The following is an 11,512-nucleotide window of genomic DNA, read 5'->3' as shown; positions in this document are numbered from 1 at the left end:
TTCACTACCACAGATGTTATCATTTTGTTAAACACTGCTGAAAAACTGTTAATTAACGCTTTTTTAAGAAGCTATTAACACAGCCAATCATCTCAAACCAATTGTTTAACTTTGCTGCTCTTTATAAATAAGGCACACAAGAAAAGAATGATACACATTCACGAAAAAACATTACAGGATTTAGAATTTCAAACCGTTTTACAACAGGTGAGCGAGCTTTGTATAACCCCATTAGGGAACAGCAGCGCACTTGAAATAACACCTTTTAAAACAAAGGACGAATTGCTTTACGCCTTAAAGCTTACCAATGAGTACTTATCCTCTTTTTACAACGACAACCGCATTCCTAATCACGGCTTTGACTCCATTGAAAAGGAATTAAAACTTTTAAGAATTGAGAATACCTATCTTGAAGTTCATGGATTAAAGAAAATTGTAGCTATTTCATTAACGGTAAATGACATTGTAAGTTATTTAAAAAAATTCAAAGAATATTACCCAACTCTAAACGACCATGCTTTCTATATTGAGGTTACTAAAATAATTATTGAAAAAGTAGATCAAATTGTTGACCGTTTTGGTGATATAAAAGATACAGCCTCTAACCTTCTTTTTGACACCAGACAAGCCATAAACAAGGTAAAAGGCAAAATAAATGCTAGTTTTTCAACAGCTTTAAACACCTATCATAATTTAGAATATTTAGATGACATTAGAGAATCTGTTGTAGAAAATAAACGCGTACTGGCGGTAAAGGCCATGTATAGACGTAAAGTTAAAGGCTCTATTATGGGTAGCAGCAAAACAGGAAGCATTGTCTATATTGAACCTGAAACTACGCTGCAACATTCAAGAGAACTCAATAATTTAGAATTTGAAGAGAACGAAGAAATTAATCGCATTTTAAAAGAAGTCACGAATTTTATTCGTCCGTTTTTACCTTTATTAGAAAAGTATCAAAATTTTCTAATAGATATTGATGTAATTTCTGCAAAAGCGAAATACGCAAAATCTATGCATGCCATTCTACCTGAATTTTCCGAAGATAGAAGCATGTTTTTAAGAGACGCTTATCACCCACTGCTTTATTTAAATAATATAGAAAATAAAGAAGTGACCTTTCCTCAAACCATTACCTTAAAACAAAACAGCAGAATCATTGTGATTTCTGGACCCAATGCAGGAGGAAAAAGTATTACTTTAAAAACGGTGGGCCTGTTACAATTGATGATACAAAGTGGGCTTTTGATACCGGTTCACGAACGTAGCAAGGTTTGTTTATTTGATAGAATTTTAAGTGATATTGGAGACAATCAATCTATTGAAAACCATTTGAGTACCTATAGTTACAGACTTAAGCAAATGAACTATTTCCTTAAGAAATGTAATAAAAACACATTATTTCTTATTGATGAATTTGGGACGGGATCTGACCCAGAACTTGGCGGTGCCTTAGCCGAAACTTTTCTAGAAGAATTTTATCATCGTGAGGCTTTTGGAATAATAACTACGCATTATTCTAATTTAAAAATATTGGCAAATGAGTTACCGCACATGCTCAATGCCAACATGTTATTTGATGAACGCACTTTAGAACCCCTATTTAAGTTGGTAATTGGTCAAGCTGGAAGCAGTTTTACCTTTGAAGTTGCTCAGAAAAACGGTATCCCTTACAGCTTAATAAATCGAGCTAAAAAGAAAATTGAGCGCAGTAAGGTACGCTTTGATGCCACTATTGCAAAACTTCAAAAAGAACGTTCTCGTTTAGAGAAAACAGGGCAATCCCTAAAGCAAAACGAAAAGAAGAAAATTGAAGAAGCTGATAAGCTGGAAGAAATCAATACTAAAATTCAGAAAAAACTAGAGAGCTATCAAGAGCTTTATGATAGCAATCAACGCCTCATTTACTTAGGACAGAAAGTTAATGATATTGCCGAAAAATATTTTAACAATAAGCAAAAGCGCGCTTTAATGGATGAACTTTTCAAGTTAGTTCAGATTGAAAACTCTAAGCGAAAAAAAACTACGGCGAAACAAAAAAAACAAGCTAAGGCTAAGGAAGTTCAGGTTAAAAAGGAAGTAGAAAAGAAAGTGGAGGTGATTCGGAAAAAGAAAAAAATAGCCAAACAAAAGGCTATTGAAGCGCCAAAACCAAAGGCCATAATCAAGCTTGGCGATCGTGTACGTCTGGAAGATGGAAGGTCTATAGGGACCGTAGATAAAATTGAAAAAAATAAGGCCGTTGTTAATTATGGCATGTTCACGACTAATGTGAGTATAGACCAATTAGAATTGGTTGAAGCCTCAAAAAAATAGGTCCTTTTAAACAAAAATACAGCTTCACAATATTTTACTTATTTTTACACAAAAAATTGGTTAACCAATTATGAAAAATACTAAAATAAAACAGCTTACCTCCTATTTTTTAATCAGTGGTCTATTGTTCTGTTCTTGCAGTTCGTCAAATGATGCTGGCATTAATGAAGAAACGGCAGAGCGCATTGAAGAAGAAGCACAACAACCTACTGAAGATCAAAAAATAGTATGGAAAAACTGGTATTTGTCAGTTCCTATTAACCGAGGCAATGGCAAAGCCACTTCCATTTTTTATAAAACCATAGTTAATGATGCATTAACAACGGCTCAGTCTGAATATTTTTACAAAAATACCGATGGAAGCTATACCATGTTCACCAAATTCACTGGTATAACTACGTCTGGCCAGTCTGCGCTTAATGACAAATATTGTCGCACAGAATTGAGAGAATTCTGGAGGGGAAACCAAGACACCGGTGACAATTGGTCTATGAGTACTGGAACTCATATATTAGAATCCACGCTAAATGTTGATTTTGTGGAAGGCAATGGCAGGACTATTGTGGCTCAAATTCATGGTATAGAAACCCCTGGATTGGAAGGCTCACCAGCCACAGTTAAAATACGCTGGAATAGCGGTGAAATTCAAATAGATTACTACACCAAACCAGACAGTGGTAAACCCTGGACCAGTGCTTTTGATGAAAAAATTAACGTTGGCTTTGTTGGCCACGACATTTTTACCTTTAAAATTAAAATCGAAAACGGTAAGTTTTATTATGGACTGGTTTGTGAGGCTAAAAACATAAATACAGATTACACCTTTGTTTTTGATTATGTTGGTAATGGTTATGGTCATGATAATTACTTTAAAACGGGTAACTACTTTGGCTGGAATTCAGACTATAAGAAAACTGCTCAGGTAACATTACATAAAGTAGTTACTAATCATTATTAATCTTATTTAAACAACAACAGCCAACACCAAGTTGTTGAATCCCAACTTTAGGTGCCGACTGTTTGCTCTTTGTCTTAGCTAACTCAAATATTATTTACACTTAAGGCGCGTAAACTCTAAGTTGAGCCCCCAAATATTCGTTGTTGCCCTATAACAGCGTTCCCAGTTCCCAGATACTTGGTGCACATGTCCATAAATATTATGGTGGTATGAATCCTTATATCCATTTTTCTCTTTTTCTTCAATCCAGATCTCAATATCATAAGCGCCTTGTGGCACAATAATTTCGGTTATAGATCCAGAGGTCTCATTAGCAATCCAGCCATAAACATATTCATTTTCGTTAATTGGTAATATCTGAGTTGGTAAAGTGTTTTTTGTCTCGCGTTGCGGGGCATCTGGTAAATTATTTTTAAAAGTAATGCCCACTCTAAAATCTTTTTTGGTATCATTTATAAACTGTAATGTAGGATGTACAGTACCTGATGTGCTACAATTTGTAGCCTTATAATCTGTTGCAAAACCCATTTTGGCAATCGTGTTATCTTTTAAATAACGCACAGTATAGGCTATAGGAACACCTGGGTTGGTTCTGCTATAAATAGCATTTTCTGTTCCTTTAATTATTTTATCTAAATCACCAAAATTCTTAGCAGATACTAGCTCTGCAGTATTAGCAGCATTGCCTCCGATAGCAAACGTTTTTATACTAGATTTTTCTAATATATTTTTAACTCTTAGTTCTGTTTCGGCATCTAGTGAGTTCTTACCAGCAGCATAACCAAAGGCCGCCTTTAAATCACTATCAGAAGCTTCTACAGAAGTCTCCATCCTAAACATTATAATTCGACCATAACTTACGTTGTGAATGTAGGCCGGCGGACTACTAGAATTAAAAATACCTTCAACTTCTGATAACGGTACACTTTCATGAAACACATCTGAAGGTTTTAATGGCTGATCCATAGAGATATTATAGAACACCTGTTTGTAAACCATCATGGCAACCCGTCGTTCACTTGTAGATTCATAATCAAACTCGCTTGAAATTGTATTACCAGCCCAATCGGCATTTAAACCTAACTCCAAACTCATTTGCTTTTTAGAGTATAGGGTTGTTGCTTCTGATTTAGAACTTGAAGGATTAACATATCCATCGCGAAAGGCATTGGCATTCCACCATTCTAAAGCCTTGTCAATTTCTGCATTTACATTTGAGTTTTCAGCATCTACAACAACTATAGTTCCTGCATCTCCTATCCCTGGCAAATCTACTCTCAAGGTTAAAGGCGCTCTTTTTACTTTCAATGATGTTGGAAGCCCATTTCTTAAAGAGGCATCTCCTTTCACCAATGCACCAGGCCAAATAATACCCTTATTAGGATCTAATATCGGAATATCCTGAAAATTTGTTTTTAAGTTATATTCTGTGGTTGTACAATTGGTTGATGTGTTTTTTCCATAAACATCTACACTTTCAGAGGTTTCTTCTCCTTTCATTTTAATAGAACTTGAACCTTGAGTATCAAAAGCACCCAACAATTCATCAGGACTATAACTTAGACTCTTTAAATAAGTATCTATATTTTCAGCATTTTGAGAAGCCGCCTCAACCGATTCATCTTTACTACACCCATAAATTAATACGAACGTAAAAAGAAAGATACCCATGATTTTTTTTAATGTTAATAGCTTTGTTTTCATGATTTCTAATTTTTTGTGATTCAACACTTCAAAACTAGGTACGAACAACACTGAAAACTAATTTTTACTATGGACAAAGTATGGACAACCAGTAAAAAACAATCGGAGTCACAGCATGGACATATTATAATTTACACCATCAACAAACTACATAAAATACTGATTAACAATTAATTAATCATATTAAAACTCAGCATAGAACATGGACAAAATAGTATTCTAAAACTTTAATTTAGCATTGATTAAAGACCGCCACAAGTTTCGATTTAATATTATAAGTATCTTAGACAAGATTAAAACTTTTACCTATGACAAAGATGTTTTTTGTAATCATTGCTATTTGTAGTTCAATTTTATATGGTCAACAATCAGAAGAACAGGATAGCCTAGATTTAGTTTTTAGAAATCAAAAACACCTAAATAACAAGATTGAAACTGCTCGGATTATTTATCAGAAATACAAAAACACTGAAGCACAATTTGTATTTAACATATCAAACGAAGTCCTTGAACTTTCCAAAAAAGAGAATTATCCCATTGGAGAAGGTATTGCTAGTAGATTTATAGCATATTATTATAGGTTTAAGCCAAATATTGACTCCTCAAGGTTCTATTTTAATCAATCTTTTAAAACACTCGAAAATTCAAACGCGATTAAAGATTTTTGCGAGACCACCGAAGAGTATGCCACTTTTGAATGCGTACAAGGAAATTATGACAAAGCTCTTAATATTGCAGAGCAAGGATTTAGACAAGCCTCTAAAATAAAAAGTAGTGAACAAATGGTGATGTGCTTAAATAGAAAAGCAACGATTAATATGGATAGCGGTAATTTTACAGGCGCTACAAAATCAAACCTTTTAGCCCTCAAAATATTAGATACTACCACCCTTCAATTGGCTAAACTTAAGGCCATCTCATTAGGACATAAAGCAAGAATAGAAATGTTACGAGGAAATTATGAGCTTACGCTTCAACCGCTTCAAGAAGCTTTAAACTTATTAATAACATTAAATGATAAGCAATGGATGACAGTAAATTATATTGAAATGGGAAATGCGCATTGGTACCTTAATAATTTTAATGAGGCCTTAATAAACTATAACAAAGGTCTTACCCTTTCAAAAGAATTAAAGCGTCATGACATTACCTCTATTTGTTATTCAAATATTGCATCCATAAACATAGAACAGGGCCATTATAAAGAAGCTATAGAAGTAATAAAAAAATCTATTGAAGCAGATAAGGCCATAGGTTCCATGATCAATTTAACAATTGCTTACAACATGTTAGGGGATGCATATTATAACACCAACAACATCAAGCAAGCTACTAAGAGCTACACTAATGCAATAATACTCGCCGATTCTATCAAGGCAAGTGATGTAAAGCGGGACGGCTACTATAACAGATCAAAAGCATACAAGCATTCAGGTAATTACAGAGCTGCCCTGTCAGATATGGAGGCGTACACAAAACTAAATGATAGTATTTTTAATCTTGAATCGGATAAACAAATAGAAGAGCTTAAAACCATTTATGATACCGAAAAAAAAGAGGCTGCCATTGCACTTCAAAAAGAAGAAATAAAAACACTAAACATAAAAGCCAAGAATGATAAGCTTACAAAAACACTTTATGGTGTTGGCATGCTTTCCTTTCTAACCATTTCTGGTTTACTTTATTTTGGGTTTAAACAACGCCTCAAGAAAAATAAAATAGAACGCGAGAAGCAAGAAGCTATTTATAAGCAAGAGATTGCTTTCAAAAAAAAGGAATTGGCTTCTCAAACACTTCATTTGGTACAAAAAAGCACCTTTATTCAAGAACTTAAAGAAAATCTTGAAAAAATCAAACAATCTCCCGAATTATTTAAAGTAGAATTCAGGAGATTGGTCATGCTCCTTAAAAAAGAAAAAGCCGAAGATAAAGACTGGGAAATCTTTAAATCGTACTTCTCTGAAGTCCATAACAACTTTGACAATACATTAAAATCTATTTATGCCGACATTACCGAAAAAGAAATCAGGCTGGCCTCTTTTTTACGTATGAATCTGTCAACTAAAGAAATAGCTTCCATGCTAAATGTATTGCCAGAAAGTGTATTAAAAAGTAAATACAGGCTTAAGAAGAAGCTAAACCTTGCTAAGCAAGATGATCTTAACACCTATCTCAACAGTCTATAATATCTAATATGAAAAACATTTACCTCTTTATTTTCCTGCTTTTGCCACTTGTATTCTATGGGCAAAATAAGTCAAAAATTGACAGTATTAAGCGATTACTACCAACGCAAAGGGACACAATCAAATTAAAGTCATATGGAGCGTTGAACAGACTTCTAATAAGTTCTGACACTGATCTTTCAAAAAATTACTTAGACAGTCTTGTAATAATGGCTAAAGAACTTGATATAAAAAAATTTAATTCTCTTGCATTAAGCAGACTAGGATATTACTACTACTATATTTCGGATTACAACAAAGCGGAATATTACAACAACGAAGCCATCAAACTTCATAGAGAATTAAACCTTAAAGCCCCCCTTTACAAAGCCCTCAATGTTCTTGGTGTCTCCCAAAAATATCTAGGCAAATTGGAAGAATCCATGGAATCCCATATGGAGTCTTTGGCTTTAAAAGAAGAACTCGGGGTGTCTGGTTTTGGATTAGGGGCTAGCTATGTGAATATTGGAAACCTGCTGGCAGAACTGGATAATTTTGAGGCATCAAATGAGTACTATTTAAAAGCGTCATCTGTTTTCGAAGAAGCAGGTTTAATTAGTTATCAAGCACAAATTCTTCACAATATTGGAGTTAATCAAGATGAATTAAAAAACTATGATAAAGCACTTGAATATTATTTTAAATCATTAGAACATTTTAGAAAAGAAAAAAAACATCTAGAAATAGCAAAAATTCTAAATTCGATTGGAGGTGTATATTTAAAACAAGACAGTCTAAACAAGGCTAAAAAATACTTGAAGGAATCTTTAGAATTAAGTAAACATTATGGTGAAAAACAAATGGTTGGTCTCACTACTAAAAACCTTGGGAATGTCTACTTTAAGGAAGGGGATTTCAATAAAGCATTAAAACATTTTAAAGAAGCGTCCGCTATTTCTATAGAAACAGGTACACTTACAAGAGGATTAAACAACTATCAGCAGATGGCAAAAACTTATGCTGCCCTTGGTGATTACAACAAGGCCTACAAATACAGTGATCTTCATTTTCAAAAATATGATTCTGTTTTCAAAAAAGAGAAAATTGAACAGATTAACGAGTTAGAAATCAAATACCAAACCGAAAAAAAAGAGGCTGCCATTGCACTTCAAAAAGAAGAAATAAAAACACTTAATATACAAGCCAAGAATGATAAGCTTACCAAAACACTTTATGGTGTTGGCATGCTGTCGTTTCTAACCATTTCTGGTTTACTTTATTTTGGATTTAAACAACGCCTCAAGAAAAACAAAATAGAACGCGAGAAGCAGGAAGCTATTTATAAACAAGAGATTGCTTTCAAGAAAAAGGAATTGGCTTCTCAAACACTTCATTTGGTACAAAAAAGCACCTTTATTCAAGAACTTAAAGAAAATCTTGAAAAAATCAAACAATCTCCCGAATTATTTAAAGTAGAATTCAGGAGATTGGTCATGCTCCTTAAAAAAGAAAAGGCCGAAGATAAAGACTGGGAAATCTTTAAATCATACTTCTCTGAAGTCCATAATAACTTTGACAATAAATTAAAATCTATTTATGCCGACATTACCGAAAAAGAAATCAGGCTGGCCTCTTTTTTACGTATGAATCTGTCAACTAAAGAAATCGCTTCCATGCTAAATGTATTACCGGAAAGTGTATTAAAGAGTAAATACAGGCTTAAGAAGAAGCTTAAACTAGACCGCGAAACCGATTTAAATCAGTTTCTTAACACCCTTTAATATATTACCTTTGCAAAGTGAATATTAATATTAAAAAAGGAAAAAAACTTATACTATTTGATGGTGTTTGCAACCTGTGTAATAACAGCGTCCAATATGTTATTAAACATGATAACAGTGACCTTTTTATGTTTGCAGCACTACAAAGTAATACCGGTAAACAAATCATTGAAACTTTTAAAATTGACACGTCGAAAATGGACTCCATTTTATTGTTCAATCCTAAAAAAAACAGTATTACTTATAAATCTTCAGCGGCTTTAAAAGTGGCTTTTCATTTGGGCTTCCCAACGAGCCTTTTAAGTGCCTTTTTAATTGTTCCCGCTTTTATTAGAAATTGGGTATACGACTTCATTGCCAAAAACCGTTATAAATGGTATGGTAAAAAAGAGGCGTGTATGGTTCCTTCTCCAGAATTGAAAAATAAGTTTTTAGAGTGACCGTTTCATTTTCATTATTAAATTGTTAGTAGCTCCATTTAAAGCCTAAGGAAAGCCGACTCCTATTTTTAAATTGGCCAAACAATAGATTGTCTTCACCATAAAACACATGAGCATTAACCAGTAGTTGGGTGTTTGTAGAAATCCAATAACTTACTTGAGGCGTTATAAAGCCATCATTATGATTTACACTATGCACCCAAAGCACTTCAGCCTTTACACTATCGTTCAGTAATTCTCTTGAAATAAGCATAGAAGTCATCGTTTCAAAGAGATCACGATTATATGGAGAAATAGATTCCGTTATCCATTCATTAAAAAGTTGAATGCTTAAAACATTCTCCCCTTTTATATAATCCAAACCTAGTGCTGATTTATAAAAACCACTCTGCTCTACTCCTCCATCATTACGATTATTTGATGTAAAGTTCTGATTAAAAATATAGACCAATTCTCCTCTAAATGTTGATGACCCAAAAACCTTATTGAATGTTCCACCTACTAATTGTTGACGCTCATAGGTGAGAGAAACCTCAATTGAAGTGGTCTGACTTCTAAAAAAGGTATAAAAAACAGGTAAGTCTTCATAATAATAGAAATAATTCAAAGAGAGGTCCCAACCCTTTTTAAAGCTAGATAGTTTCAACCCAATATCTGAATCTTTGATAAATCGATTTGGTCTATCAAGCTTATTGAAATTTGCTGGGATATTTTCTGGAGGTGCTTTAAATATACTTTTGGTGAAAAAAGGCGCATCAAAAGATGGAATAATATGATACGTATTATCTGGTATCCAAATAAATTGAACTCCAATATCCTTTATATTAAAATCTGCTTTCAATGACCACAAAGGGATTCTACTATCTTCAAAATCATCCAAAATAAACTCTCTGAAGTTTTGTGGATTTACAACATCTAATAGCTTTAATCCATCGGTTTCACCCCAAACAATCTGCTGTTTACCAATGGTAAGCTTAAATGCATTGAAACTTTTGTAGTAATAAAATTCTCTTAATTCCAAATTGGTTGTATTACCCATAAAAAGTCTTTTACTAAACGTTGATACCGACTCTTCATTTGGTATTCCAGGTTCTAAATTATCCATGAATTCTGAATAAAGCTGTCCCTTAAAAACAAACTTAGACCTATGGTTCAATTTTAATACGACTTCAGGTTTTATTAATAGTTCAGATTTTTGAAGTGTTTGTGTCTTAAATTCATATGAAGTTTCAGAGGCTACTACCAAACTAGCTTCAAGCTTCGGTTTATTTGTTTGCGAAAAAAGTATACCATTTTGAAAAATCATTACTAGCCCTAGTATTATGACTATGCGCTGTTTAGTCGTATTATAATCCATTAATCAATGCTTCTTCAGTAAAATAATCATCACTCAACTCCAGTTGATAATCATTGTTTTCAAACCTAAAAATTGTTTCATGCTTTGTTTTATGATTAACAACTTTTATCAAATGAACCGTCCAGATATCATCCACCTTCTTTATATCAGAAATGGTCACGGTTTTAAGAAAGTTTCCTGCCACATCCCATAATTCAGATTTACGCATCATCCATAATTTAGCATCAATCCAAAATTTTCCTTTACTATAACCCAACACCTTTTTTATAGATTCATTTTTGGGTTTAGCTTCTATGACATAGCAATCATGTCCATCAATTTTCTCCATACCAATGGTTGTATAAAAATGATCCTCTTTGCTAATTTTAGTTTCTAGTTTTATATCTTCATAGGTAAGATCTGTTCCTAAAAAATAGTCGCCTCTATTCGCAGCCGAAATACGTCTGGTTTTACGGAGGGCAGGAAGATATAACCATTGGTCATCATCCTTTGCCACATCGGGATAATCAAACGTTAAAAAAGCGGTTCCTTTTACACTTGATGGCGTCTCATAAAATATCACCAATCGTTTCTCTTTACCAAAATACTTTCGCAAAGCAATGGTTTCTCTTGAACGTGTTTTTCCTCTTTTATCCTTTAACTCCATAATAAGATTTCGCTTTAAGGAAAGTCCGTCATTCCGCTCATGTGTTTTTTCTGCAATACGTTGCCCATCCATAAGTTTTTGAGCTTGACTTGAAAATGGATTTATAAAATAAAGGGTTGCTAAAATTAAGGTTATCGTCTTCATA

At 33.4% G+C, this 11,512-nt stretch carries 8 protein-coding genes; 5 read left to right on the top strand and 3 right to left on the bottom strand.

Going from position 1 to position 11,512, the window contains the following annotated elements:
• Positions 1-147 precede the first annotated feature (147 nt).
• On the top strand, positions 148-2,316 hold the full coding sequence (locus IE051_RS00895) for an endonuclease MutS2 (RefSeq protein WP_189358534.1): 2,169 nt from the start codon (positions 148-150) through the stop codon (positions 2,314-2,316).
• A gap of 70 nt (positions 2,317-2,386) precedes the next feature.
• Entirely contained in the window at positions 2,387-3,274 is an 888-nt protein-coding gene (locus IE051_RS00890; protein WP_189358532.1) for a polysaccharide lyase family 7 protein, read from the top strand.
• A 90-nt stretch (positions 3,275-3,364) separates the two neighbouring features.
• Here IE051_RS00890 and IE051_RS00885 read toward each other — a convergent pair whose 3' ends face one another.
• Positions 3,365-4,978 carry a thiol-activated cytolysin family protein gene (locus IE051_RS00885; protein ID WP_189358530.1) on the bottom strand — a complete coding sequence of 538 codons (1,614 nt, stop codon included), beginning with the start codon at positions 4,976-4,978 and terminating at the stop codon, positions 3,365-3,367.
• A gap of 308 nt (positions 4,979-5,286) precedes the next feature.
• On the opposite strand from IE051_RS00885, the gene IE051_RS00880 reads away from it, so the two are divergent.
• The 3 genes from IE051_RS00880 (at position 5,287) to IE051_RS00870 (ending at position 9,364) form a co-directional block, all read left to right on the top strand.
• Positions 5,287-7,164, top strand: a complete 1,878-nt coding sequence (locus tag IE051_RS00880; protein WP_189358528.1) for a tetratricopeptide repeat protein — start codon at positions 5,287-5,289, stop codon at positions 7,162-7,164.
• A gap of 209 nt (positions 7,165-7,373) precedes the next feature.
• Positions 7,374-8,924, top strand: a complete 1,551-nt coding sequence (locus IE051_RS00875) for a tetratricopeptide repeat protein (RefSeq protein WP_189358526.1) — start codon at positions 7,374-7,376, stop codon at positions 8,922-8,924.
• A 17-nt stretch (positions 8,925-8,941) separates the two neighbouring features.
• On the top strand, positions 8,942-9,364 hold the full coding sequence (locus IE051_RS00870; protein ID WP_189358524.1) for a thiol-disulfide oxidoreductase DCC family protein: 423 nt from the start codon (positions 8,942-8,944) through the stop codon (positions 9,362-9,364).
• 25 nt (positions 9,365-9,389) lie between these two features.
• On the opposite strand, the gene IE051_RS00865 is transcribed toward IE051_RS00870, so the two are convergent.
• The gene (locus tag IE051_RS00865; protein ID WP_189358521.1) at positions 9,390-10,721 is read right to left on the bottom strand and encodes a DUF1302 family protein; all 1,332 of its coding nucleotides are present in this window, start codon (positions 10,719-10,721) and stop codon (positions 9,390-9,392) included.
• On the bottom strand, positions 10,711-11,511 hold the full coding sequence (locus tag IE051_RS00860; RefSeq protein WP_189358519.1) for an outer membrane lipoprotein-sorting protein: 801 nt from the start codon (positions 11,509-11,511) through the stop codon (positions 10,711-10,713). Before IE051_RS00860 ends, IE051_RS00865 begins: the two co-directional genes overlap by 11 nt.
• Between the last annotated feature and the right edge of the window lies 1 nt (position 11,512).

It is taken from the genome of Algibacter mikhailovii (assembly GCF_014651495.1).
Lineage (GTDB): Bacteria > Bacteroidota > Bacteroidia > Flavobacteriales > Flavobacteriaceae > Algibacter_E > Algibacter_E mikhailovii.
The sequence above is the reverse complement of the archived record's forward strand: the minus strand, read 5'-3'. Positions and strand labels throughout refer to the sequence as shown.

Coding starts and splice junctions, on each gene's coding strand:
- IE051_RS00865 (WP_189358521.1), bottom strand. CDS start 10,721: ATGGATTATAATACGACTAAACAGCGCATAGTCATAATACTAGGGCTA.
- IE051_RS00890 (WP_189358532.1), top strand. CDS start 2,387: ATGAAAAATACTAAAATAAAACAGCTTACCTCCTATTTTTTAATCAGT.
- IE051_RS00875 (WP_189358526.1), top strand. CDS start 7,374: ATGGCTAAAGAACTTGATATAAAAAAATTTAATTCTCTTGCATTAAGC.
- IE051_RS00895 (WP_189358534.1), top strand. CDS start 148: ATGATACACATTCACGAAAAAACATTACAGGATTTAGAATTTCAAACC.
- IE051_RS00885 (WP_189358530.1), bottom strand. CDS start 4,978: ATGAAAACAAAGCTATTAACATTAAAAAAAATCATGGGTATCTTTCTT.
- IE051_RS00860 (WP_189358519.1), bottom strand. CDS start 11,511: ATGAAGACGATAACCTTAATTTTAGCAACCCTTTATTTTATAAATCCA.
- IE051_RS00880 (WP_189358528.1), top strand. CDS start 5,287: ATGACAAAGATGTTTTTTGTAATCATTGCTATTTGTAGTTCAATTTTA.